Genomic DNA, 24,961 nt, shown 5'->3' on the forward strand with positions numbered 1-24,961 from the left:
CCCCCAGCTTTCACACTGGCCCAAATACTCACGGGGGTTCCCAGGGGGAGCGTGCTCCCCCTGGGTCGGGGGGCTCGGGGGGCGGAAGCCCCCCGATTGGGCGACGCCGACAGGCGGCGCAATCCCTCCTCCCCGGTTGACCTCCCGCGCGCCAGGCCCCACAAAACCCCATGTCCTTCGCATCCCGCATCACCCGCCAGCCCCTTGTGTTCGACCTTCAGACGGCCGACGACCTGCGTCCCCGCTTTGCCGGACCTGCCGCAGATCTGATCGCGGCCAGCGCCTCTTGCGCGCCCTTTCTCCGCGACCTGATCACGCGGGAGGGCGCCTGGCTGACCCCGGCGCTTGACCTTGACCCCGAGGTGGCCTTTGACCGGCTGATGGCGGACCTCTCCCAGGCCCCCGGCGACCAGCTTGGGGCCCTTTTGCGTCAGGCCAAGCGGCGGGTCGCCTTGCTCACGGGCTTGGCCGATCTGGGCGGGGTCTGGGACCTGACCCAAGTCACCACACACCTGACCCATTTCGCCGATCGCGCGGTTCAGGCCTGCCTGGATCACCTGATCGCCGAAGAGATCCGCCGCGGCAAGCTGCCGGACGCGCCCCACGGAATGGTCGTCCTTGCGATGGGCAAGATGGGCGCGTTTGAGCTGAATTATTCCTCGGATATCGACCTCATCTGCCTGTTCGACGAGACCAAACACCCCGGCACCGAGATGGAGGCCCGTCAGGCCTTCATCCGCGTCACCCGGAAGATGACCGGGCTTCTGTCGGATATCACCGCAGAAGGCTATGTCTTTCGCACCGATCTGCGCCTGCGCCCCGATGCTTCGGTCATGCCGGTCTGCCTGTCGATGGCCTCGGCCTTGGCCTATTATGAGGCCGAGGGCCGCACCTGGGAACGTGCCGCCCATATCAAGGCCAGGCCCTGCGCGGGGGATATCGCGGCGGGTCAGGCCTATCTGAAGGCCTTGACGCCCTTTGTCTGGCGCCGCCATCTGGATTATGCGGCGATCCAGGATGCCCATGACATGCGGTTGCGCATCCGCGACCACAAGGGGCTGAACGGGCCGGTCAAGGTCGAGGGCCATAACGTGAAACTTGGCCCCGGTGGCATCCGGGAAATCGAGTTCTTTGCCCAGACCCGCCAGCTGATTGCAGGCGGCCGCGACCCCTCTTTGCGCGCCACGGGGACCGAGGCCGCCTTGGCCGCCCTGACCGCAAAGGGCTGGCTGCCCCAGGATGTCACAGCCGACCTGACGACAGCCTATCGCATCTGGCGCGAGGTGGAACACCGGCTGCAGATGGTGTTGGACGAACAGACCCAGACCATGCCCGCCACCCCCGAAGGCATCGCCCGCATCGCGGCCTTTTGCGGGATGGCGGAACCCACCTTCCGCCGCGACTTCCTGACCCGGGTGGCCCATGTCGAAAGCCTGACCGAGGGCTTCTTTGCCCCCAGCGCGCCCAAGGAGACCTCCCCCGACCTGACCCCGCAGATGGAGACCATCGTTCAGGCCTGGTCGAATTACCCGGCGCTGCGGTCGGACCGCGCCCAGGCGATCTTTGCGCGGATCAAACCCGGTCTTCTGTCGCGGCTGATGCGGGCGCAGGCACCGCAAGAGGCTTTGGTGGCGCTGGACGGGTTCCTGTCGGGCCTGCCCGCGGGGGTGCAGCTTTTCGCGCTGTTCGAGGCCAACCCGGCCCTCGTCGATCTGATCGTCGATATCTGTGCGACGGCCCCCAGCCTGGCGCTATACCTCTCGCGCAATGCCCGCGTGCTGGATGCGGTGATCGGCGGGTCGTTCTTTGCGCCTTGGCCGGGGCGTGAGGGGCTGGCGCAGGACCTGCATCACCGCCTGAATGGGGCGGATTACGAACAGGTCCTTGGCCTGTCGCGCATTTGGCTGAAGGAATGGCATTTCCGGGTCGGCGTACATCACCTGCGCGGCCTGATCGACGGGTTCGAGGCGGGCAAGGCCTATGCCGATCTGGCCGAGGTCGTGGTGGCCGCGCTTTGGCCGCGTGTGACAGCCGAGGTCGCGCGCCGTCACGGTCCGCCGCCTGGGCGGGGGGCGGTGGTTCTGGGGATGGGGTCGCTGGGCGCGGCGCGGTTGAACGCGGGGTCCGACCTGGATCTGATCGTGATCTATGACGCGGATGGCGCCGAGATGTCCGAAGGCCCCAAGCCCTTGGCCACGCGGCCCTATTACGCCAAACTGACCCAGGCGATGATCACGGCCCTGACCGCCCAGACGCCCGAGGGCCGTTTGTATGAGGTCGACATGCGGCTGCGGCCCTCGGGTCGGCAGGGGCCGGTGGCCACGGGGATCGCCTCATTTGCGGCCTATCAGCGCGACGAGGCCTGGACCTGGGAACACCTTGCCCTGACCCGCGCCCGCGTGCTGGCCGGGCCTGTGGAGTTGGCCGCCGAGGTCGAGGGCCTGCGCCGTCAGGTCCTGGCCGAAAAGGGGCAGGGCGCCCGCGTCCGCGCCGATGTGGCCGAGATGCGCGCCCGCCTGGCCGAGGCGAAACCCGCCCAGGGCCCCTGGGAGGCCAAGAACGGCCCCGGCCGGCTGATGGACATCGAGCTTTGCGCCCAGACCCTTGCCCTGATGGCCGCAAGCCCGGCCCGCAGCCTGGATCGGCAACTGGCGTCAGATCGGGGCCGCCACCTGTCGCAAACGGAGAAGCAGGGCCTGGAAGAAGCGGCCAGGCTTTTCTGGCAGTTGCAGGCGGCGGGGCGGCTTTTGTCGGACCGCGCGCTGGACCCGGGCGCATTGGGAGAGGGCGCCCGCGCCTTTGTCCTGCGCGAAACGGGGGCGGCGGATGCGGCGGGTTTGACGCAGGCGCTGCAAGAAGCGGCGGCGCGGGCCGCGGCGGTGATTGACCGGGTGATGGAGGCGCGAGATGACCCATGAAGAGGCCGACCCCAAGGGGCTGGTGCGCGAAAGCTACCGGATCGAGGGGATCACGGCGGGCGAATGTCGGTCGATCTTCATGGATTGGGCGCTGAGCGTGAAGGTCGATGCCGATCACCCGGCGGCGATCCGGGTGCTTTTGGACCATTACGGGGCGGGCGCGCCCGATCACCCGATGACGGCGACCCTGCGCGCGGGCCTGACCGCGCCCGAGGCGCCGCGTCGACGGGGCGGACGGATCGGCCGTGTCGGCGACCAGACGCCGCTGGGGCGCGAAATCTGATCCCAGGGTAAATCGCCCACCGCAGGGGCTCTGGCGGGCCAAGCCCCTGATGCGCAAGGCATCCGGGGCCTTGGACCCCCTTGCGCGCCCCCGTGCCCCTTGCGCGCCCCCGTGCCCCCTTGCGCGCCAAGAGCAGCACAAAGAAGCAAACGGCTGCCGATTCGCTTGAAAGCTTGACGATTGGCCCATTCCATGGCCTCATTATTCCTTGTTTAACTACTTTGGAGTTTGTCATGCGTCATTCGATTTTGGCGGCCCTTGCTATGGGAACTGCCTTCCTGGGCCAGACGGCTGCGTCGCCGGCTGCGGCCGATCCGGTGGTGGGCCTGGGATTGACCTTCTGGTTTGGCTCGGGTCAGACCCAGACCGGGGTCGGTCTGCGGGTCTTTTCCGATGATCAGAACGAAAGCGTCGTGGGCTCGGTCGGGGTGGATTACATCCTGCAGGGCGGCGCGATCCGCCCGACGCTGGGCATCGCCTATCTGCAGGACAATGCCTATGTCGGCGCCGATCTGGGCTTTGACATGGCGGGCGGGCCGATCCAGTTCGGCGCGGGGATTGGCGTGACCAATACGGCCGAAGACCCGGTGGCCGCGCCGGTCGTGACGCCTCCGATCCTGACGCAAGAGCCGGTGGAAGTGCCGCCGACCGAAGAGCTTCCGGCGGATGGCGAAAAGGCCGTCGTGCTGGACACCATTCCTGAACCTGTTTGATCCGAGGGAGACAGACATGCGCAAGATGACGAAGATGGCTGCGGTTGTGGCGACGATGGCTGCGGCGCCGGTGGCGGCCGATCCGGTGGTGGGCCTGGGATTGACCTTCTGGTTTGGCTCGGGTCAGACCCAGACCGGGGTCGGTCTGCGGGTCTTTTCCGATGATCAGAACGAAAGCGTCGTGGGCTCGGTCGGGGTGGATTACATCCTGCAGGGCGGCGCGATCCGCCCGACGCTGGGCATCGCCTATCTGCAGGACAATGCCTATGTCGGCGCCGATCTGGGCTTTGACATGGCGGGCGGGCCGATCCAGTTCGGCGCGGGGATTGGCGTGACCAATACGGCCGAAGAAGATCCGGTGATCGCGACAACCCCGCCGCTGCTGACCGACGCCCCCGAGGTCCCGCCGGACGACACCGGCAATGACGGGCTGGGCAATGACAGCCTTGGCGGCGGTGAGGGCGATGTGGCTTGCCTGGTCGCCTGCGACGGGCTTGCCGGCTAAGCCTTTCGGGCAGGACGGTGACTTGGGGCCCCCTTTGTCGGGGGCCCTTTCCTGTGCGGCCGCCGACTCGTTTGGTTGGCGATTTCCGGGGCAGGGCGGCCTTGGGACGCAGGAGGGGTGGCGCGGCGGCGCATCCGTCCTTGCGGACGAAAGCGCCGCCGCGCGGAAGCGGGGGGAGGCAGAGCCTCCCCCCGCACCCCCCTCCGGCTCTGCACCCCCCTCCGGCCCCGCACCCCCCTCCGGCTCTGCCCCCCCTCCGGCTCTGCGCTGCCTGGCCGCAGTTTGGCGGGACAGACGGCGTTCACCTGCGGTTTACGGTTGATCTGCTAACGTTCGCAGAACCACAGCTGCAGGACCCCAGACCATGGACGGAGGCGCATCGACCACGCCGGTGGCAGAGGGGGAAGAGGTCCCCTTCGGCATCGAAGAGCTGTTTTATTCGCGCACCGATGGGCGCGGGGTGATCCTGGCCGGCAACCAGGTGTTTCAGCGCGTCTCGTGCTACCCTTGGGCCAGGCTGATCGGCGCGCCGCACAAGATCATCCGCAATCCGGTGACGCCCAAGGCGGTGTTCCGCATCCTGTGGAAGACGATCGAGGCCGGGGAACCCGCCGTGGCCTATGTCTGCAACCGGGCAGAGGATGGGCGGCCCTATTGGGTGCTGGCCACGATCCTGCCCTTTGATGGCGGCTATCTGTCGATCCGCATCAAGCCCTCGTCGACGCTGTTTCCCGTGGTCAAGACGCTTTACGCCGAACTGTGCGCGGCCGAATTGGCGGGCGCCTCGATCGAGGAGGGGGTGGCCGAGATCGGGCGGGTCCTGGCGCTGCACGGCTTTGCCGATTACCCCGCCTTCATGCGCGCGGCCCTGCGGTCCGAATATATCGCCCGGGCCGCAGCGACGCGCCTGGCCTCGCCCCTGCCCGAAGAGGTGATTGCCGCGATCAGTCAGGGGCTTGGCGATGCCAAGGCCAGCCAGCACCGGCTTCGCACCGAGTTCGAGGGGATGAAGATCCTGCCGACCAACCTGTCGATCCTGGCCGCGCGGCTGGAGCCCGAGGGCGGGCCGCTGGGCGCGGTGGCGGGGCTTTACATGTCCGGCACACTAGAGACGCTGGCGCAGATCAGCGCCTTTACCTCGGGCGAAGCGAGCCTGTGCAACCGGATGTCGGAAAGGTTCGACCGCGCGGTTTTCATGGTGACTTGCGCCGAGTTGCAGCGCGAAATGGGGGTTCAGGTCGGGCACGAGGATTGGGGCGGCTCTGGCCTTGATCCGGCCGAGGAGACGCGCCACCTGGAGGCGCTGGGGCGGCGCTATGAGCAGGCTGCGATGGAAGCCATCGACCAGGCCTGCGACCTGGCCAAGGTGATCGAGCGGGCAGGGGCAGAGCTGCGCCGGTCGATGCTGAGCCTGGAGACGGTGACGGTGATGGGCAAGGTCGAGGGCGCGCGGCTGGGCACCGAGGGCGACCGGATTCGCACGACGATCGAATCGCTTCATGTGCTGAACTCCGAGATTTCCGCGGTTCTGGCGCGGATCGGGGATCTGTCGGCGATGATCGACCGCGGCATGGGCGAGATCCGCGACGGTTTCCGCGATGGCGGACGGCGCCGGGGACGCAACAGAGCGGTGGCGGTGGCGGCGGCGTGAGCGGGGGGCGTGGCCGACGGGACCGGTGCGCCGCCGAGGCGCCGCGTGATCGCCCGCCGGCTGCGGGGCCCAAGGCTGTGGGGCCAGAGGCTGTGGGGCCTCTGCCGAGGGGTGATCCTCTGCGGCCAGTGATCCTCTTGTCCGTTCGGAACGCGCCTTTGGGGCCTGAGACTGCGGGGCCTGCAGAGGCCTTTTCTTCGCCAGCCGAAGGCACTCCCCAGGCGAGGCACCACATCCCATCGCCGCCGCAAGCCGCAAGAGGGGGGAGACCGCAGGCCCTAGGCGGGGAACAAAAGCCATGTCTCGGCCCTGCGGTGTCCCTTGAGAGAGACTAGCACGGTTCGGCTCTTCTCTGGCCGTCCAGCCAGGCCAAGCCATTCCGGCAGGCCACCCTTACGGCCAAGGCCCACCCTGAGCGGCGAGGCCTACCCCCCAGGGCAAGGCCCACCCGCCTTCCCCCATCCCTGACGCCATGGCCGGCGCAAGCCCTGGCCTCAGTCGGCCAGGCGGCCCATCCGCCCGCCGCGGCGTTTGGTCAGGCCGGATGCCCGCCCCGGCAGGTCGGCCATGACCGAAGCCCGCTCGGCCGAGGTCATCCGGCCCCAGCCCGAGATCTCCTCGATCGACCGAAAGCAGCCGACGCAAAGCCGGGCCGCGGGGTGGATCACGCAGACCTTGACGCAGGGGCTTTCGACCTCGGCGCGTTTCCAGACCTCGTCACTCATCGCTTGGCCCCCGGGTTGCGGCCAGACGGGTTTGCGTCTCCATCCGGTCCAGTGCACCTTGCAGGATATAGCCCGCCGCCACCTGGTCGATCACCTGATCGCGACGCTTGCGCGACGTATCCGCCTCCAACAGCACGCGTTCGGCCGCCACCGTCGACAGCCTTTCGTCCCAATAGGTGATCGGCAGCGCGGTCAGCTTTTCAAGGTTGCGCGCGAAGGCCTCGGTCGATTGCACCCGTGGCCCCCGTGAGCCATCCATGTTCAAGGGCAGGCCCAGCACCAGCCCCACGACCTCGCGCTTTTGGCACATCTCCAGCAGGGCCGCCGCATCGGCCTGGAACTTGACCCGCTTGATGACGGAAAAGGGCGAGGCCACCTGGCGCCGCGTGTCCGAAATCGCCACACCAATCGTCACGGTCCCCAGGTCCAGCCCGGCCAAGGCGCCATGCCGGGGCAAGATCGCGGCAAATTCCGTGATGTCGGTGAAGATCAAGGCGCCACCTCGTTCAGCGTCTTTAGTGCGGCGGGGTCGGCGGCAAAGGCCGCGCGTGCCGCGTCATAGGCCGCCTTTTGCCGATCCACCGCCCCCAGAACCTTCAGCGCATTCAACAGCTTGACCCAGTCTTCCAAGGGCCCGCCCTCGGACAGAAGCCGGTCCTCCAGCCCCGCCACCATGGTCTCGATCATCGCCTGACGGTCCTCGCCCGACATCTCGGCCGCCGCCGCCATATCCGAGGCCGAGGGGCCGCCCTGTGGCAGGCTAAAGGGCACGCCCGCCGCCGCGGCGATGGCCTCGATCCGCTCGCGGATGGGGGCAATCCAGGGCGCATCCGGCGGACCCTCCGTCAACAGCGGCTCCCACATCTGGAAGGCGCGGTCGGGCCGGTCGACCTGGGCCGCCATCAGCCCGATCCAGAAGCGCGCCGCGCCATTGGCGGGATCGCGGGTCAGGACCTCGCCAAGCGCCGCTTCGGCCTCGGGGGTGATCTGCCCCCCCGCGGCATAGATCGCAAGCTCTGCCGCCTTCAGCCAGTCTTCGGCCCCCGCCGCAGCCCCTTTCAGCCGCACGACCGCCTCTTGTGCCTGTCGCGCGCCGACAAAGTTGCCAAAGGCGGCCTCGTTTTCCACCAGCAATTCCTGACCCTGCAGATCATCGGGCCGCCCCGCCACCGCCGCCCGCAGCTTGTTCAGCAGGTCCAGACTTGCGGGGTCAGAGCCCTCTGGCGCCACCCAAGGGCCCCGCGCCGCCTCGGCTTCGGTTTGGCTGGGCCGCCCCGCATAGGCCGCCTCGGAGGCCGCAAGCCGCGCCACCAGGGGCAAATCGTCGTAGCCCGGCGCACCAAGCCCCTCCCAGGGGCCAATGCCGCGATAGATCCCCAGGGCCAGGACCAGAGCCGCCACGACCACCGCCACCGGACCCCAACCGCCGGTGCCCACGGTGGCCAACTCGCCGCGCTGATCGGCCTCCAGCAGCCGGCGTGAGACCTCGATGCGCATCCGCCCGGCCTCTTCCTCGGCCAGGATGCCGCGGGCCTGGTCGCGGGCGATTTCGGCCAGTTGGTCGCGGTAGATGGCGACATCGGCCGCGCCCTCGCTCTCGGCGCCGCGCCGCAGCGCCTGCACCAGAACCAGCGCCACCATCAGCCCCATCGCCGCGGCCGAAATCCAGAAGGTGATCATGTCCCGCCCTTTTCGCCAAATCCCCCCCTGATTACCCGGCCATGCCCCCCGACAAAAGGGCAAACCGGGGCGACCCACGGCCCTGTGAGGGGGGGCAACCTTGGTTTCTCCGACATTGTGTCGCAATTTTCCCCATTGTGACGCTGGGGGGCTCAGATAAAACCGGATCGACTGCCATGGATAGACCATCGCGCCCGCCAGATAGAGGCCCAAGCCATGACCGCCCAACCGCGCCCCTCCAAACGCTATTCCGTCTTCGCCCTCGCCAAGGAAGCCCTGTCCTGGCACATGGGCTGGGAAAAGGCCTGGGCCTCGCCCGCGCCGAAAAAGGAATATGACGTCATCATCGTGGGGGCCGGCGGACATGGCCTTGCCACCGCCTATTACCTGGGGAAAAACCACGGCATCACCAATGTCGCGGTGATCGAAAAGGGCTGGCTGGGCGGCGGCAACACCGGGCGCAACACGACGATCATCCGGTCGAACTATTTGCAGGACCCCTCGGCCGCGATCTATGAAAAGGCGCGCAGCCTGTATGAAAACCTGTCGCAGGACCTGAATTACAACGTCATGTTCTCGCCGCGCGGGCTTTTGATGCTGGGCCAGACCCATCACGAGGTCCGGGGCTATCTGCGCACCGTCCATGCCAACACGCTGCAAGGCGTTGAAACCTCGTGGATTTCGCCGCAAAAGGTGAAAGAGCTGGTGCCGATCATCAACATCGACGGGCCGCGCTATCCGATCCTGGGCGCTTTGTATCAAAAGCGCGGCGGCACGGCACGCCATGACGCGGTGGCCTGGGGCTATGCCCGCGCCTGTTCTGCCATGGGCATGGACATCATCCAGCAATGCGAGGTCAAGGGCGTGACCTCGGCGGGTGGCGTGGTGACGGGGATCGAGACGACCAAGGGCTATATCGGCGCCAAGAAGGTCGGCTTCGTGGTCGCGGGCCATTCGGGCCAGCTGGCCGAAATGGCGGGCTTCCGCCTGCCGATCGAGGCGGTTGCGCTGCAAGCCCTGGTGTCCGAGCCGATCAAACCCTGCATGGATGTGGTCGTCATGGCCAACACCGTCCACGGCTATATGTCGCAATCGGACAAGGGCGAAATGGTGATCGGCGGTGGCACCGACGGGTTCAACAACTACACCCAGCGCGGCAGCTTCCACCACATCGAGGAAACCCTGCGCGCCCTGATCGAGACCTTCCCGATGATCTCGCGCCTGAAGATGCTGCGCCAATGGGGCGGGATCGTGGACATGACCGGCGACCGCTCGCCGCTGATCTCGAAGACCCCGCTTGGCAATTGCTTCATCAACTGCGGCTGGGGCACGGGCGGCTTCAAGGCCATTCCGGGGTCGGGCTGGGCCATGGCCGACCTGATGGCCAAGGGCGAACCCGGGCCCCTTGCCGCCGAATTCGACATGTGGCGCTTCAAGGAAGGCCGCTTCATCGACGAAAGCGTCGCGGCGGGGGTGGCCCACTGATGTCCTTTCATACTGATCCAAATACTCCCTTGCGCGCTGTCGGCTGCGATGCGCGCTCCCTTGCAGGAGGCACCACATGCTGATCCTTGAATGCCCCTGCTGCGGGGTCATGGCTGACGAAACCGAACTTTCCCCCGGCGGCGAAGCGCATCTGAAGCGCTTCGGTCCTGGTTCGACCGACCAGGAGTTCGAGGCCTATATGTTCGCCCGCAAGAACCCCAAGGGCGTGCATTTCGAACGTTGGCGCCATGCCTATGGCTGCGGCAAGTGGTTCCTGGCCGCGCGCTGCACCGCCACTTTGGAGGTCTTTGGCACCTATCCGGCGCAAGTGGGTGCGCCCCCGCAAGACCTGCAAGACAAGATCAAGGCCAAGCGGCCGGAGTGGAAGGGTTTCCAATGAGCACCCGTCTGTCGAAAGGGGGCCGTCTTCTGGACCGCTCCAAGGCGCTGGATTTCGCCTTCAATGGCAAGCGTTTGCGTGGCTATCAGGGCGATACGCTGGCCTCCGCACTTTTGGGTGCCGACCAGATGCTTCTGGGCCGCAGCTTCAAGTATCACCGCCCGCGGGGTCTGGTGGCAAGCGGCGCCGAAGAGCCGAATGCGCTGGTCCATCTGGGCACCGGTGGCCGCATGGAACCCAACCAGCGCGTCACTACGACAGAGCTGTTTTCCGGCGCCGAGATGACCTCGCAGAACCATTGGCCAAGCTTGGAATTCGACGTCGGCGCGGTGAACAACAGCTTCGCGCGCTTTCTGGTGGGGGGGTTCTATTACAAGACCTTCATCCACCCGCGTTTCGCCTGGAAGCATATCTTTGAGCCGGTGATCCGTCAGTCCGCGGGCCTCGGCAAGGCACCCAAGGATGCCGATGCCGATCACTACGAACAGGCCTATGACTTCTGCGATGTGCTGGTGGCAGGCGGCGGCATCGCTGGTCTGCAGGCGGCGTTGGCTGCGGCAAGCGGCGGCGCCCGCGTCATCCTGCTTGAGCAGACCCCGCATTGGGGCGGCCGCGCTCCGGTCGATGGGGATGTGATCGAAGGCCAGCCGGCCGAGGTCTGGATCAAGGCCACCGTGGCGGCTCTCTCCGCCATGCCGAACGTCACCCTGCGCATCCGCACCATGGCGGCAGGCGTCTATGACCACGGCTATATCCTCGCCGAAGAGCGTGTGGCCGACCATACCCCCGGCGATGGCCGCCCGAAAAAGCGTCTGTGGCGGATTCGCGCGACCCGCATCGTGGCCGCAACCGGAGCGCTGGAACGTCCGCTGTCTTTCGCGGGCAACGATATCCCCGGCGTGATGTTGGCAAGCGCCGTGCGCGATTACGTCATCAACTGGGCGGTGTCTCCGGGCGACCGCACGGTGGTCGTGACGAACAATGACGACGCCTATCGCACGGCGATTGCGCTGAAAGAGGCAGGGCTTGCGGTCCCGGTGATCCTGGATGCCCGGGCCCAAGCCAATGGCCCGCTGCCCACCAAGGCCCGCGCGATGGGCATCCGGGTCGAGACCGGCAAAGGCATCGCCAAGGTCAAGGGCGGCAAGCGCGTCACCGGCGTTGCGATCTGCCTGCAAGCTGGCGAAGGCGCCGTCCTGGAAGAGATCGCCTGCGACGCCGTCGCCATGTCGGGCGGCTGGTCCCCCGTCGTCCACCTCTGGTCCCATTGCGGCGGCAAGCTCACCTGGGACGCGGCGGGCGCCATGTTCCGCCCCGATGCGACCCGTCCGCCGACCAGCCATGACGGCCAGGCGATGGTCTATCCGGCAGGCGCGGCCAATGGCCATCTGACCCCCGCCAAGGTGTTGGAGGACGCGGCGCAAAGCGGCGCCGCTGCCGCAGGCGTGACCCCTTCAGGGGTCGCAGCCCAGGCAGCGCCCTCGGAGGAAGCCCCGCTGGAGCCCGTCTGGACCATGCCGCAAGGCGCGCCGATCCAGCTGCGGTCGAAAATGTGGCTGGACTATCAGAACGACGTCAAGGTCGCCGATGTGCAACTCGCCGCCCGTGAGGGCTATGAGTCTGTCGAACACACCAAGCGTTACACCACGCTGGGTATGGCGACCGATCAGGGGAAACTGTCCAATATCAACGGCCTCGCGGTTCTGGCGGGCGCCTTGAACGACGATATCCCCAATGTCGGCACCACGACCTTCCGCCCGCCCTATACGCCCGTGACCCTGGGCGCCCTGGCTGGCGAATCCCGTGGTGATATCTTCCAGCCGCTGCGCAAGACGCCGATCACCGATTGGCACCTGGCGCATAACGCCTATATGGAGCCCGTGGGCCTCTGGCGCCGCGCCTATTGCTATCCCAAGGGCGGCGAGACCCATGGCCAGGCCGTCGACCGTGAGATCCTCGCGGTGCGGGGTGGCGTGGGGCTTCTGGATGCCTCGACCCTGGGCAAGATCATCGTCAAGGGTCCGGATGCCGGCAAGTTCCTGGATATGCTTTACACCAATGTCATGTCGAACCTTGGCGTCGGCAAATGCCGTTACGGGCTGATGTGCCAGGAATCGGGCTTCCTTTCCGATGACGGCGTGGTGATCCGCCTGTCCGACGACACCTGGCTTTGCCACACGACCACCGGCGGGGCCGAGCGTATCCACGCCCATATGGAAGACTGGCTGCAATGCGAATGGTGGGATTGGCAGGTCTATACCGCCAATGTCACCGAGCAATATGCCCAGATCGCCGTGGCCGGTCCCAAGGCGCGCAAAGTGCTGGAAAAGCTGGGCGGCATGGATGTCTCCAAAGAGGCCATGCCCTTCATGACCTTTGCCGATGGCACCCTGGGTGGCCTGCCGGTGCGGGTGCATCGCATCTCCTTCTCCGGTGAGCTGTCCTATGAAATCGCGGTCCCGGCCGGTCACGGCCTGGCGCTGTGGGAAAAGCTGATGGAGGCCGGGGCCGAATTCGGCGTCGTGCCTTACGGGACCGAGGCCATGCATATCATGCGGGCCGAGAAGGGTTTCATCATGATCGGCGACGAGACCGATGGCACGGTCATCCCGCAAGACCTCAACCTGGGTTGGGCGATCAGCAAGAAGAAGGCGGATTACCTGGGCAAACGCGGGCAGGAACGCACCTTCCTCGCCTCGCCCGACCGCTGGAAACTGGCGGGCTTTGAAACCCTGGATGGGTCTGTCATTCCGGATGGCGCCTATATCATCGCCCCGGGCGTCAATGCCAATGGCCAGGGCAATGTCCAGGGCCGCGTGACCTCGACCTATTTCAGCCCGACGCTGAAGAAGGGCATCGCCATGGGCCTGATCAAGGGCGGTCTGACCCGGATGGGCGAGGTTGTCACCTTCAACACCGTCTCGGGCAAGGGCGTCCAGGCGCGGATCGTCGATCCGGTCTTCTATGACAAGGAAGGGGAGATGCAGAATGTCTAATGCTGTCAGCGCCTTGCAGGGCGCCTCTTTCGAAGGTTTCGTGACCGTCCGCGAGATCGGGCCCTTGGGCATGATCTCACTCCGCGCCAAGGCGGATGTCACGGGGCTGGAGGCTGCCTTTGCCGCCCTTGGCCTTACGCTGCCCGCCCATCGCCAGATGACCGGCACGACGGATAAGGGTGCGGGCTGGATGAGCCCGGATGAATACCTGATCCTGGTGCCTTACGCGGAGGTGGCCTCTGCCTTGGCCAGCCTTGGCCAGTCGCTGGAGGGCCAGCATCACCTGGCCGTCGATGTCTCGGATGCCCGGGCGATCTTTCGCATCGAGGGCGCCAAGGCGGGCCAAGTGGTGCAAAAGCTTGGGCCGATCGACGTGGCGCGTCTGGGGCCGAACGAACTCCGCCGTTCGCGCGCCGCGCAAGTCGCCGCCGCGATCTGGGTCGAGGGCGAGGGCTATACGCTGGTCTGCTTCCGCTCGGTGGCGGCGTATGTGATGGGAATCCTTAAGGCTTCGGCCGCAAATGGGGCAGAATTGGGGTGATTGCCCCCAAGTCGTCCCGTTAACTGGACCTGCAAACGAAAAGGGAACAGGCTGAACCCCGGGTGTGACTTCGGGGTTTCGTCATGTTGCGATTGTGGGGACGCGTGTCAGTGCGGCTGGCCTGGGGCCTGTCGCTGGGGCTTTTGTCGGGCGTGATGCTGGGGCTTGGCATGGGCACGGCCCAGGCCGCCATCATCGAGTGTCGCTTGCGCCGGGGGCAGGGGGCCGAGGGGCTGATCGCGCCGCAATACCTGTTCGACCATGCCCCGGGTTCTGTCACGGCCCAGGTCTATGACGGGCTGATCAAGGCCCGCATGTCGCGCCCCCAGGTGGCCCGTGTCGCCGAGGAAGTCACCCGCCTGACCTTCCGCTGGGAAGTGCGGACCTCCGACACCTGGGGCAACCCTGTCGATGTCAGCTTTCGCGCTAGGCTGGATCTGTCCGGAGCGATCAGCCTTGAGGCGCGCATCGCAGGCGATCTGCAAGCCGAGGGCGAGGGGTTCTGCGCCGCGCATTGACGCCCCGTCCTTTGCCTCCCATCCTTTGCCCTCCCCAGATGGCGATTTCTGCCCGCCCGCCCTTGACCTTGCCCCCTGCCGTAAGCTTATTGAGGCAGAACCCGCCAACAGGAGTTTCCCATGGCCTTCACCCTCCCCGATCTGCCCTATGCCCATGACGCGCTGGCTTCGCTTGGCATGTCGAAAGAGACCTTCGAATATCACCACGACATCCACCACAAGGCCTATGTCGACAATGGCAACAAGCTGATTGCCGGCACCGAATGGGAGTCGAAGTCGGTCGAAGAGATCGTCGTGGGCACCTATAACGCCACTTCGGTCGCGCAGAACGGCATCTTCAACAATGCCTCGCAGCACTGGAACCATGCTCTGTTCTGGGAGATCATGGGCACGGGTGGCAAGGTGATGCCGACCGAGCTGGAAAAGGCCTTGGTCGAGGCTTTCGGGTCTGTCGCCAAGTTCAAGGAAGACTTCGCCGCCGCTGGCGCCGGCCAGTTCGGTTCGGGCTGGGCTTGGCTGGTCAAGGACGCATCGGGTGCCCTGAAAGTCACCAAGACCGAAAACGGCGTGAACCCGCTGTGCTTTGGTCAGACCGCTTTGCTGGGCTGCGATGTGTGGGAACATTCCTATTACATCGACTTCCGCAACAAACGCCCGGCTTACCTGACCAACTTCCTGGACAAGCTGGTCGATTGGGAAAAGGTCGCAGCCAAGCTGTGATCTGACCCCGTTGCGCATCAATCAGCCCGCCCTTGCAGGCGGGCTTTTTGATGCGCGGTGGCCAGGGGGCTCATGCCACTTGTTTCTCGAACCAGTGGCGAACCAAGTGGCATACCCATCGGACCCCCCATCGGGGGACTGCCGTCCCCCGACCCCCCTGCCCAAAGGGGCATACATGCCCCTTTGGAAACCCCGTGGATATTTGTGAAAAGATGAAATCAGAGCGGGTGGGGGTTTGGGCGATTGTGGCGGCTTGTGCCGTCTGGGGCTTTGCGCCGCTGTATTATCACGCCATGCCCGAGGTGCCGCCCTTTGAAATGATGGCGCATCGGTCGATCTGGACGGCGGTGCTGTTCGGGGTCTGGCTGGGGCTGCGCGGCGAGCTTGGGGCCCTGCGCGCCCTTTGGCCGCAGCGGGGGCGGGTTCTGCTGGCGGCGGGGCTGATCGGGTTCAACTGGCTTTTGTTCATCTGGGCCGTGGCAGGGGGGCGGGCGGTCGAGGCCTCCTTGGGCTATTACATCTATCCGCTGGTCTCGGCCGGGCTTGGCGCCCTGGTCTTTCACGAAAGGCTGCGGGGGGGACAGGTCTGGGCCATCGGGCTGGCGGCCGTCGCGGTGGGGCTTTTGACCTGGGGCCTGGGCGTCGTGCCGGTCGTCTCTCTGGCCCTGGCGCTGAGCTTTGCGGCCTATGCGGCGGTCAAGCGCGGGGTCCGCGGCGCGGCCCTGATCACCGTCCTGGCCGAGGTGCTGATCATCGCGCCGCCTTTGCTGGTCTGGTTGGCCTGGCAGGGGGGCGGCCTTTTCGGCCATGACCTTTACCATACGCTGATGTTGCCCGTGGCGGGGCCGATTTCCGGCTTGCCGCTGGTGCTGTTTTCTTATGGCGCGGCGCGGGTCTCGATGGCCACCACGGGGCTGGTGCAATACCTCAACCCCAGTCTGCAGTTCCTTTCGGCCTGGGTGATCATGGGCGAGGTCGTCTCCCCCTGGCATGGGATCGCGCTGGCGCTGATCTGGGCCGCCATCGCGCTTTATTTCTCCAGTCGCGCCAGGGCCTCGTCCAGCGTCAGCACCTGAAACAGGTCGCGCAGCGAGGCCGCGGCAAAGCCCTGGTCGATGACATGATCCAGCAGGGCCAGCAGCGGCCCCCAATAGCCCGCCACGTCGATCAGCCAGATCGGTTTGCGGTGCAAGCCGATCTGCGCCCAGGTCAGGACCTCGAAGAACTCGTCCAGCGAGCCCGCGCCGCCGGGCAGCATCGCGATCACATCGGCGTTCATGAACATGACCTTCTTGCGTTCATGCATCGTTTCGGTGACGACAAAAGTGGACAGGTCGCGCTTGCCCACTTCCATCTGCATCAGATGCACCGGTATGACGCCAAAGGTCGCGCCGCCCGCCTCTTGGACGGCCCGCGCCAGGGCCCCCATCAGCCCGACATCCCCCGCGCCGTAAACCAGCCGCCAGCCCTGGGCCGCGATGGCCTGGCCAAGGCTGCGGGCGGCCTGCTCATGGGCCGGGTTCGTCCCCATCCGCGCGCCACAAAAGACACAAAGCGAACGGGGGCTGGGGTTTTGGGCGCTGTTCATGGGAAAACTCTGGATTCCTGCTGTGGGCCGGGCATAACCGTATCCAAGGTCAAAGGAAAGCGCGAGGGCGGCGGAGAATGCGCCCCGGGCAAAGGGGGATGGGATGGCGTTGAAGGATATGGGGACCGGGACCAAGGCGGCCTTGGGGGCCATCGTGGCGATCCTTTTGGGGCTGGGGTCGTATCAGCTTTTCGGGGCCAAACCCGCGCCCGAGGCACCAGACCTTGCGGCGGCGCCCGAGGGAGAGGGGACGGCTGGGGCAGAGGGGACGGGTGCGGTTTCGGCAGAAGCGCCGGCGGCCGCGCCGACCAAGGCGCCTGCCGCCGATGCGGAGGCGGGTTCTGGAGAGGCGGCGGCGACGCAGGCCCCTCAGACTGTTCCCGAAACTGCCCCCGAATTGGCCCCCGAATTGGCCCCCGAATTGGCCCCCGAATTGGCTCCGGCCTCTGCTGCCGAAAGCCGCTTTGACATCGTCCGCGTCGAGCCCGATGGCCAGACGGTCGTGGCCGGTCAGGTGGCGCCCGGTGCCAAGGTTGCCCTGCTGCTGGATGGCGCCAGAGTGGCCGAGGCCCAGGCCGATGCCGATGGCAAGTTCGTGGCGCTGTTTGCGCTGACCCCCGGTGGCGCAGGACGCCTGATGACCATGGAGGCAACCTTGCCCGATGGCTCGGTCAAGGCCCTTGGCGGCGCGGTCGCCATCGCCCAGACGGCGATGCAGCAGACGGCGATGCAGCAAGAGCCCGCACCGGAGCAGGCGGCCTCTCAAACCAGCGCCGAAACGGCCAGTGCCGATGGCGCGGGAGAGCAGGCCCCAGCCTCCGCACCAGCCTCCGCCCCAGACTCCGCACCAGACTCTGCCCCGGCCTCCGCGCCGACCACTGCCCCGGCCGCGGTCGCTGTGACCGAAGAGGGGGCGCAGGTCCTGCAGGCTCCTGCGGCGCCTCAGGTCACGGGCAATGTGACGCTGGAGACGATCGCCTATCCTTCGCCCCAGATCGTGCAACTGGGCGGCAAGGGCAGTCCCGGCAACCGCGTCCAGACCTATATGGACAACCAGCCCCTTGGGGCGCCCGTCGTGATCGGGGCGGATGGCGCCTGGAACCTGACGCAAGAGGGCATGGCCGAGGGCGTCCATACGCTGCGCGTCGACGAGATCGACGGGGCCGGCAAGGTCGTGTCGCGGTATGAGACGCCCTTCAAACGGGAATCCGTGGCGGCCCTGGCAGCGGTCCAGGCCGTGACTTCGGGTGACGCCGCCTCGGCCACGGCCCCGTCGGCGGAGCCCGCCTCCGATGCGGAGACTGCGACGACGGCGACAGTGACGACGGAGGGCACCGCAGGCACCACATTGAGCACCGCCGGGGACACAACGGGGGATACTCTTTCGCCAGAAGAGACCACCTCGGGCGCGGCGTCCTTGGCAGAGCCCGGCCCGACAGAACCGGCCACCGCGCAGACGGATACGGGGACAGATACGGGGACTGCGGAGGGGACTGCTACAACGGTGGATACGGGAACCGATACGGCCGCGGATACGGGGACAGATACGGGGGCAGATACGGGGGCAGATACGGGGGCAGATACGGGGACGGCGGAGGGGACTTCCGCAGAGGCTCCCCCAGACGCTGCCCCAGACGCTGCCCCAGACGCTGCCCCAGACGCTGCCCCAGACGCTGCCCCAGACGCTCCCCAAGTCAAGCCGGTCACTGTGACGGTCCAGCCCGGCTATACGCTGTGGGGCATCGCCAATCAGCAGCTTGGCGACGGCTATCTTTACGTCCAGGTCTGGGAGGCCAACAAGGACAAGATCCGAGACCCGGACCTGATCTATCCCGGCCAGGTCTTCGCCATCCCGCAGGAATAGGCGCCAAAGCCTCGCCGATCGGGCGCGACCCCAGGCGGGCCGCGCCCTTTTGCATCGCCGCGCGCTTTTGCCTGGCCGCGCCCTTTTGCGTCACCGCGCGCTCTTGCCTCCAGGCCCGTCGCAAGGCGGGGCAGAGGGCCTATGCCCGACCAGCCCCCCTCCGACCCGTTCCCCCTCCCCGACCTGACGCCCCGACCTGACGCCCGGACCTGACGCCAACACCGGACCGAGTCCTGAACGGCACCAGACCCGGACCCAGACGAGAGATCGCACCCGACACCGGACCCCGAGCCAAACCCGACACCAGACCCGACACCAGGCGCGGACCCAAGACAGAGGCCGCACCCGGCACCCGTCCCGCACCCGACACCGGACCCCGAGCCAAACCCAAACCCAAACCCAAACCCAAACCCCCTCTTTCCGCCTTCCATCACAGAATTAGATTCCCCGAATCCCGGGCTTGGGGCTTTACATCGCCTCCCGCCTGTCACACCTAAAGCCCCGGGCCGCCCTTTTGCATCTTTGGCCCCGCCAAGGAGCCCCCATGCGCCGTGTCACCACCTCTGCGACCTCTGAAGACATGGCCAAGGCCCCGGCGAACGGCTGGCAGACCATGAAACGCGTCGCGCCCTATTTGTGGCCCGAGGGCGAGCCTTGGGTGAAGCGCCGCGTCGTCTTTGCGCTGGTTCTCTTGCTGATTTCCAAGCTTGTCTCGGTCTATACCCCCTGGCTTTACAAGGTCGCCGTCGATGCGCTGACCGGGCAGACCTCACGCGATGGCGTGTTGTTGTTCGGGGCAGTCGGCCTGACCGTGGCCTATGGCATCGCCCGCATGGGCAGCGTCTTTTTCGGCGAGATGCGGGACTGGGTCTTTGTCCGCGTCGGCCAACGCGCCCTGCGCAAACTGGCCTACGAGACCTTCACCCATATCCACCGCCTGTCCCTGCGCTATCACATCACCCGCAAGACCGGCGGCCTGTCGCGCATCATCGAGCGCGGGGTGAAGGGCGTCGATTTCCTGCTGCGCTTCATGCTGTTTTCGATCATCCCGCTGATCCTGGAACTGACCATGGTGTCGGTGATCTTTGCGATCTATTACGGGCTGACCTATATGGTCGTCGTCCTGGCCACGATCGGGCTTTACGTGTTCTACACGTTCAAGGTCACCGAATGGCGGGTCAAGATCCGCAAGGCGATGAACGATCAGGACACCGACGCCAACCAAAAGGCGGTCGACAGCCTGTTGAATTATGAAACCGTCAAGTATTTCAGCGCCGAGGCCCGTGAGGCCGCGCGCTATGACCGTGCCATGGGGCTTTATGAACAGGCCGCGGTCAAGACCGGGCAGTCGTTGTCGATGCTGAACATCGGGCAGAATGTCATCATCACCACGGGCCTGATTGCGGTCATGGTCATGTCGGCCATGGGCGTGCAGCAGGGCCGCTTTACCGTGGGCGATTTCGTCATGGTCAACGCCTATATGATGCAGATCACGCTTCCGCTGGGCTTCCTTGGCACGGTCTACCGCGAAATCCGTCAGGCGCTGGTCGATATGGGCGAGATGTTCGGCCTTCTGGGCCAACCGGCCGAAATCACCGATATCGCCAATGCGCCCGAACTGAAGGTTCCGGCTGGTGAGATCACCTTTGACAACGTCCGCTTTGCCTATGACGCCAATCGGCCGATCCTGAAGGGGGTCAGCTTCACCGTCAAACCGGGCTCCAAGGTGGCCTTGGTCGGCCCCTCGGGTTCGGGGAAATCGACCATCGGGCGGCTGTTGTTCCGGTTTTACGACATCACCGGCGGGGCGATCCGCATCGACGGCCAGGACATCCGCGAGGTCACGCAGACCTCTTTGCACCGCGCCATCGGGGTCGTGCCGCAGGATACGGTTCTGTTCAACGACACGGTCGAATACAACATCGCCTATGGCAACCCGGACGAAGGCCATGCGGGCGTGATCCGCGCGGCCAAGGCGGCGCGCATCCATGACTTTGTGACCTCTTTGCCGGATGGCTATCAGGCCAAAGTCGGTGAACGCGGCCTGAAACTGTCGGGCGGGGAAAAGCAGCGCGTCGGCATCGCCCGCACCTTGCTGAAGAACCCGCCGATCCTGGTGCTGGACGAGGCAACCAGCGCCTTGGACACCCAGACCGAACGCGACATTCAGGAAAGCCTGAACGCCATGGGGCAGGGGCGGTCGGTCATCACCATCGCGCACCGCCTGTCGACCATCGCCGACAGCGACCTGATCCTGGTGCTGGAGGCCGGTGAGGTCGTCGAACGCGGCACGCATGACGAGTTGATCGCGCTGGGCGGCCGTTACACCGCCATGTGGGAACGCCAGTCGGCCGAAGAGACCGAATGAGGCCCGCCGGATTTTCTGATGGGCTTGGCAGTCGCGCGGGCGCAGGGTAAGACGGGATCAAAGCGCAGGGAGGCCTTATGAGCACGCCGGACAGTTTCGTCGATGAAGTCACCGAAGAATTGCGTCGGGACAAGCTTTATGCGGCCTTCCGTCGCTATGGCTGGATCGGTGGGGTCGTGGTTCTGGGGATCGTCGGCGGCGCGGCCTATAGCGAATGGACCAAGGCCAAGGCCGAGGCTCGGGCCGAGGGTTTTGGCGACGCGGTCCAGACCGCCCTGGCGCTGACGGATGCCAAGGCACGGGATGCGGCGCTGGCCGCCATTCCGGTCGATGGCGGGCAAGGCGTTGTCGTGGCCCTGTTGCGTGCGGCCGATGCCGAGGGCGACCGTGCGGCGCGTCTGGCCGCGCTGGATGCCCTGGCCGCCGACACCACCCAGCCGCAGATTTACCGCGACATGGCCATGCTGAAGCGCGTGGGGATTGCCGGGGCCGAAACGCCGTTGGCCGACCGCCGCGCCGCGCTGACCGCTTTGGTCGTGCCGGGCCGCGCCATGCGGACCCTGGCCGAAGAACAGCTCGCCTATCTGCTGATCGAAGAGGGCAAAACGCCCGAGGCCCTGACAGCACTTCTTGCGCTGTATCAGGACCAGGAGGCGCCGCAGGGTTTGAAACAGCGCGCCGCCCAAACCATCACCGCGCTTGGCGGCACGGTGCCGGAAAAGATCGCGCCCGAGGGTGCCATGCCCGAAGCGGGCTAAGGGGGCGTCATGCGGTATCTGGCTTTCGGTCTGATGATCTCGACCTTGGCGCTTGCGGCTTGCGAGCGGGACCGGGTGCTGGAGGGGACGCGGTTTCCGCTGCGGGGGGGGCTTGATGCCTCGGTTCCGTCCGAGGCCGACCCCGATCCGCAGCCGGCGCCGGATCGTCCGGCCAATGTGGCGGCGGGGATTTCGCTGCCCGGTCAGGTCAGCAATGCCGACTGGGGTCAGCGCGGCGGCAATGCCAGCCATACCGGCGTGCATGGCGCGCTGTCGGCGCAACCGGCGCTGGTCTGGGCCGTGGATATCGGCGCCGGGTCGGGCAAACGGTCGCGCATCACGGCGGCGCCCGTCGTGGCGGGTGGCCGGGTTTTCGCCATGGACGGCGCATCCAAAGTGACGGCGGTGTCCGTCGGCGGAGAGCGGCTTTGGTCGGCCTCGGTCAAGGCCGATTTCGACAAGGGCGGCGCGCTTTCGGGCGGATCGCTGGCCGCGGATGGCGCGCGGGCCTATGCGGTGACGGGCTACGGCGAGGTTGTGGCTTTGGACGCGGGCACCGGCGCGGTCATCTGGCGGCAACGCTTGGGGGCTGCGGCTTCGGGCGCGCCCTTGCTGGCGGATGGGCGGGTCTATGTCGCGGGCAATGACGGCACGGCCTGGGCCATCGACGCGGGCACTGGCCGCGTGGTCTGGACCGCGGTTGGCGCGGGCAACGTGCAGGGCCTGCATTTCGACGGCGGCGCGGCGCCGGCCGCTGCCGGGTCTTTGGTCGTTTTCCCCTTTGCCTCGGGCGCCATGGTCGCGGTCGAGACCTCGACCGGGCAGCCGGTCTGGACCGCCTATGCCACCGGGGAACGTCTGGGCCGCGCCTTTGCCAATTCGGGCGATGTGACGGGCGATCCGGTGGTTTCGGGCGGGATGCTTTATGCGGGCACCGAGGCGGGGCGGACGGGGGCCTGGTCCCTGGCCCAAGGCGCCGTGATCTGGGGCGCGGTCGAGGGCGCCTTGAACGCGCCGCTGGTCGTGGGCGGGTCCGTCTTTGTCGTCAACGACGAGGCGACTTTGGTGCGGCTGGATGCGCAGACCGGCGCGCAAATCTGGGCCAGCGGTCTGCCCTATTTCGACCAGACCAAGCCCAAGAAACAGGGCGCCATCACCGCAAGCTATGGCCCCTTGCTGGCCGGTGGTCGGGTCTGGGTCGCCTCGTCGGATGGCAAGCTGCGGGGCTTCTCGCCGCAGGACGGCTCGCTTGGCGCCGAAGTGGCGCTTCCGGGCGGGGCGGCTGCGGTTCCGGCCTTGGCGCAGGGCATGATGTTTGTCGTTTCCGCGCGCGGGCAACTTCTGGCTTTCCGCTGAAGGAAAGCTGATGTAAGGGACGGGTTCCTTCGAAGGGATTCCGGATGTCTTTTACGCTCGCCATTGTGGGCCGCCCGAATGTGGGCAAGTCGACGCTGTTCAACCGCCTTGTGGGGCGCAAGCTGGCTTTGGTCGATGACCAGCCCGGCGTCACCCGCGACCTGCGCGAGGGCGATGCGAAACTCTTCGACCTGCGCTTTACCGTGATCGACACGGCCGGTCTGGAAGAGGTCACGGACGACAGCCTTCAGGGCCGGATGCGCCGCCTGACCGAACGCGCGGTCGATATGGCCGATATCAGCCTGTTCCTGATCGACGGTCGGGTGGGGGTGACGCCTTCGGACGAGACCTTTGCCGAAATCCTGCGCAAAAAGGGCAAGACCGTCATCGTCGGCGTGAACAAGGCCGAGGGCAAGGCGGGCGACAGTGGCGCCATCGAGGCCTGGTCGCTGGGCCTGGGCGAGCCGATCCGCCTGTCGGCCGAACATGGCGAGGGGATCGACGACCTTTACCGCGCGCTTCTGCCCTTTGAAGAGCAGTTCGCCGCCCGGGCGATTGAAAACGCTCCGGTGGTCGAGGTCGATATTTCCGAGGAAGAGGCCGAAAGCGAAGAAGAGGACCTGTCCTGGACGCCCTCGGACAAGCACCCGCTGCAAATCGCGGTGATTGGCCGGCCCAATGCCGGGAAATCGACGCTGATCAACAAGATCCTGGGGTTTGACCGGCTGTTGACCGGCCCCGAGGCGGGGATCACGCGGGATGCCATCTCGGTTCGGACCGATTGGCATGGCACGCCGACGCGGATTTTCGACACGGCCGGGATGCGCAAAAAGGGCAAGGTGGTCGAAAAGCTGGAGAAGCTTTCGGTCGCCGACGGGTTGCGCGCCGTGCGCTTTGCCGAAGTGGTGGTCGTGCTGCTGGACGTGGAAATCCCCTTTGAAACCCAAGACTTGCGCATCTGCGACTTTGCCGAGACCGAAGGTCGGGCGGTGGTCGTGGCGGTCAACAAATGGGACCTTGAAGAGGAAAAACAGGACAAGCTGGCCGAGCTGAAAGAGATGTTCGAACGGCTTCTGCCGCAGCTGCGCGGGGCGCCCTTGGTCACGATCTCGGGCAAGACCGGGCGGGGGTTGGACCGGCTGCACGAGGCGATCTTGAAGGCGCATGCGGTGTGGAACCGCCGCGTGTCGACCGCGCGGCTGAACACCTGGCTGGGCGCGATGACCGAGGCGCACCCGCCGCCCGCGCCTGGCGGCAAGCGCATCAAGCTGCGCTACATGACCCAGGTCAAGACGCGGCCTCCGGGCTTTGTGGCGATGTGCAGCCATCCCGAGGATATGCCCGACAGCTATCGCCGCTATCTGGTGAATGGCTTGCGCGACCATTTCGACATGCCGGGGACGCCGATCCGGCTGACGCTGCGGTCTCAGGGCGACAAGAACCCGTTCAAGAACCCGAAGTTCAACACCCCCTCGCGGCTGCGCAAGCACCTGGACAAGTAAGGGTCAGCTGGACAAGTCAGGGGCAACTGGACAAGGAAATCGAGCGGCTGCGCCGCAAGAGCTTGTCTCGCCTCTGGGGCTGTGCCCCAACCGGCTTGGGAAAAAAGGGCGGCCCAGGGGCCGCCCTTTGGCATGAAAGCAGAACGGCTGTGACCTAACCGCTGTCTTGGGGTGGGGGCAGGAAAGGGGCTTGAAGGTGCGATCACGCTGGCGAGCGTCAGCGTCAGCGTCAGCGTCAGCATCAGCATCAGCATCAGCATCAGCATCAGGATCCGGTTTTGGCCCGATCCAAGGTTGGGTGCCGGGTCCAGTTCCAATCCCGTTCCCGGGTCAGGATCAGCGGCCAAGTCATTCGCGCCAAATCATCCCGGCCGGCGACGGTGCGCACTT

The 24,961-nt window shown here is 66.3% G+C and carries 21 protein-coding genes; 17 read left to right on the forward strand and 4 right to left on the reverse strand.

What is annotated here, in order from left to right; genetic code table 11:
* The first annotated feature begins 170 nt into the window (after positions 1-170).
* From NX862_RS04255 to NX862_RS04275, 5 genes are all read left to right on the forward strand, one after another.
* Complete coding sequence (locus NX862_RS04255; protein WP_264492621.1) at positions 171-2,918, forward strand: [protein-PII] uridylyltransferase family protein; 2,748 nt, start codon at positions 171-173, stop codon at positions 2,916-2,918.
* Complete coding sequence (locus NX862_RS04260) at positions 2,908-3,201, forward strand: hypothetical protein (protein ID WP_264492622.1); 294 nt, start codon at positions 2,908-2,910, stop codon at positions 3,199-3,201. Before NX862_RS04255 ends, NX862_RS04260 begins: the two co-directional genes overlap by 11 nt.
* A gap of 263 nt (positions 3,202-3,464) precedes the next feature.
* On the forward strand, positions 3,465-3,914 hold the full coding sequence (locus NX862_RS04265; protein ID WP_264492623.1) for a hypothetical protein: 450 nt from the start codon (positions 3,465-3,467) through the stop codon (positions 3,912-3,914).
* Positions 3,915-3,930: 16 nt separating this feature from the next.
* The gene (locus tag NX862_RS04270; RefSeq protein WP_264492624.1) at positions 3,931-4,419 is read left to right on the forward strand and encodes a hypothetical protein; all 489 of its coding nucleotides are present in this window, start codon (positions 3,931-3,933) and stop codon (positions 4,417-4,419) included.
* 364 nt (positions 4,420-4,783) lie between these two features.
* Positions 4,784-6,070, forward strand: coding sequence for a PAS domain-containing protein (locus NX862_RS04275; RefSeq protein WP_264492625.1), 1,287 nt, complete (start codon positions 4,784-4,786; stop codon positions 6,068-6,070).
* A 494-nt stretch (positions 6,071-6,564) separates the two neighbouring features.
* On the opposite strand, the gene NX862_RS04280 is transcribed toward NX862_RS04275, so the two are convergent.
* From NX862_RS04280 to ccmI, 3 genes are read right to left on the reverse strand one after another with little or no spacing between them, the layout of a single operon-like run.
* Positions 6,565-6,795 (reverse strand): DUF1289 domain-containing protein, encoded by a 231-nt coding sequence (locus NX862_RS04280; protein WP_264492626.1) that lies wholly within the window; start codon positions 6,793-6,795, stop codon positions 6,565-6,567.
* Entirely contained in the window at positions 6,788-7,288 is a 501-nt protein-coding gene (ruvX, locus tag NX862_RS04285; protein WP_264492627.1) for a Holliday junction resolvase RuvX, read from the reverse strand. The genes NX862_RS04280 and ruvX overlap by 8 nt, the downstream gene beginning before the upstream one ends.
* Positions 7,285-8,475, reverse strand: a complete 1,191-nt coding sequence (ccmI, locus tag NX862_RS04290; RefSeq protein ID WP_264492628.1) for a c-type cytochrome biogenesis protein CcmI — start codon at positions 8,473-8,475, stop codon at positions 7,285-7,287. The genes ruvX and ccmI overlap by 4 nt, the downstream gene beginning before the upstream one ends.
* Before the next feature lie 216 nt (positions 8,476-8,691).
* On the opposite strand from ccmI, the gene NX862_RS04295 reads away from it, so the two are divergent.
* From NX862_RS04295 to rarD, 7 genes are all read left to right on the forward strand, one after another.
* The gene (locus NX862_RS04295; protein WP_264492629.1) at positions 8,692-9,960 is read left to right on the forward strand and encodes a sarcosine oxidase subunit beta family protein; all 1,269 of its coding nucleotides are present in this window, start codon (positions 8,692-8,694) and stop codon (positions 9,958-9,960) included.
* 76 nt (positions 9,961-10,036) lie between these two features.
* On the forward strand, positions 10,037-10,360 hold the full coding sequence (locus NX862_RS04300) for a sarcosine oxidase subunit delta (RefSeq protein WP_264492630.1): 324 nt from the start codon (positions 10,037-10,039) through the stop codon (positions 10,358-10,360).
* Positions 10,357-13,356, forward strand: coding sequence for a sarcosine oxidase subunit alpha family protein (locus NX862_RS04305; RefSeq protein ID WP_264492631.1), 3,000 nt, complete (start codon positions 10,357-10,359; stop codon positions 13,354-13,356). The genes NX862_RS04300 and NX862_RS04305 overlap by 4 nt, the downstream gene beginning before the upstream one ends.
* Positions 13,349-13,897 (forward strand): sarcosine oxidase subunit gamma, encoded by a 549-nt coding sequence (locus NX862_RS04310; protein ID WP_264492632.1) that lies wholly within the window; start codon positions 13,349-13,351, stop codon positions 13,895-13,897. The genes NX862_RS04305 and NX862_RS04310 overlap by 8 nt, the downstream gene beginning before the upstream one ends.
* Before the next feature lie 83 nt (positions 13,898-13,980).
* Positions 13,981-14,415: a hypothetical protein gene (locus NX862_RS04315; RefSeq protein WP_264492633.1), complete on the forward strand. Its 435-nt coding sequence runs from the start codon at positions 13,981-13,983 to the stop codon at positions 14,413-14,415.
* Between the two features lie 120 nt (positions 14,416-14,535).
* Positions 14,536-15,135: a superoxide dismutase gene (locus NX862_RS04320; RefSeq protein ID WP_264492634.1), complete on the forward strand. Its 600-nt coding sequence runs from the start codon at positions 14,536-14,538 to the stop codon at positions 15,133-15,135.
* Between the two features lie 212 nt (positions 15,136-15,347).
* Complete coding sequence (gene rarD, locus NX862_RS04325; RefSeq protein ID WP_264492635.1) at positions 15,348-16,211, forward strand: EamA family transporter RarD; 864 nt, start codon at positions 15,348-15,350, stop codon at positions 16,209-16,211.
* On the opposite strand, the gene NX862_RS04330 is transcribed toward rarD, so the two are convergent.
* Positions 16,166-16,723, reverse strand: coding sequence for an LOG family protein (locus NX862_RS04330; RefSeq protein ID WP_264492636.1), 558 nt, complete (start codon positions 16,721-16,723; stop codon positions 16,166-16,168). The genes rarD and NX862_RS04330 overlap by 46 nt on opposite strands.
* Before the next feature lie 103 nt (positions 16,724-16,826).
* On the opposite strand from NX862_RS04330, the gene NX862_RS04335 reads away from it, so the two are divergent.
* From NX862_RS04335 to der, 5 genes are all read left to right on the forward strand, one after another.
* Positions 16,827-18,587, forward strand: a complete 1,761-nt coding sequence (locus NX862_RS04335; protein ID WP_264492637.1) for a LysM peptidoglycan-binding domain-containing protein — start codon at positions 16,827-16,829, stop codon at positions 18,585-18,587.
* A gap of 544 nt (positions 18,588-19,131) precedes the next feature.
* Positions 19,132-20,955, forward strand: coding sequence for an ABCB family ABC transporter ATP-binding protein/permease (locus NX862_RS04340; RefSeq protein WP_264492638.1), 1,824 nt, complete (start codon positions 19,132-19,134; stop codon positions 20,953-20,955).
* 77 nt (positions 20,956-21,032) lie between these two features.
* Positions 21,033-21,713, forward strand: a complete 681-nt coding sequence (locus NX862_RS04345) for a tetratricopeptide repeat protein (protein ID WP_264492639.1) — start codon at positions 21,033-21,035, stop codon at positions 21,711-21,713.
* Positions 21,714-21,722: 9 nt separating this feature from the next.
* The gene (locus tag NX862_RS04350; protein WP_264492640.1) at positions 21,723-23,069 is read left to right on the forward strand and encodes an outer membrane protein assembly factor BamB family protein; all 1,347 of its coding nucleotides are present in this window, start codon (positions 21,723-21,725) and stop codon (positions 23,067-23,069) included.
* A gap of 44 nt (positions 23,070-23,113) precedes the next feature.
* A complete protein-coding gene (der, locus tag NX862_RS04355) occupies positions 23,114-24,571 on the forward strand; it encodes a ribosome biogenesis GTPase Der (protein ID WP_264492641.1) in 1,458 nt (485 codons plus the stop codon).
* Positions 24,572-24,961 lie beyond the last annotated feature (390 nt).

This window comes from Stagnihabitans lacustris (genome assembly GCF_025950525.1).
In the GTDB taxonomy this organism is placed as follows: domain Bacteria; phylum Pseudomonadota; class Alphaproteobacteria; order Rhodobacterales; family Rhodobacteraceae; genus Stagnihabitans.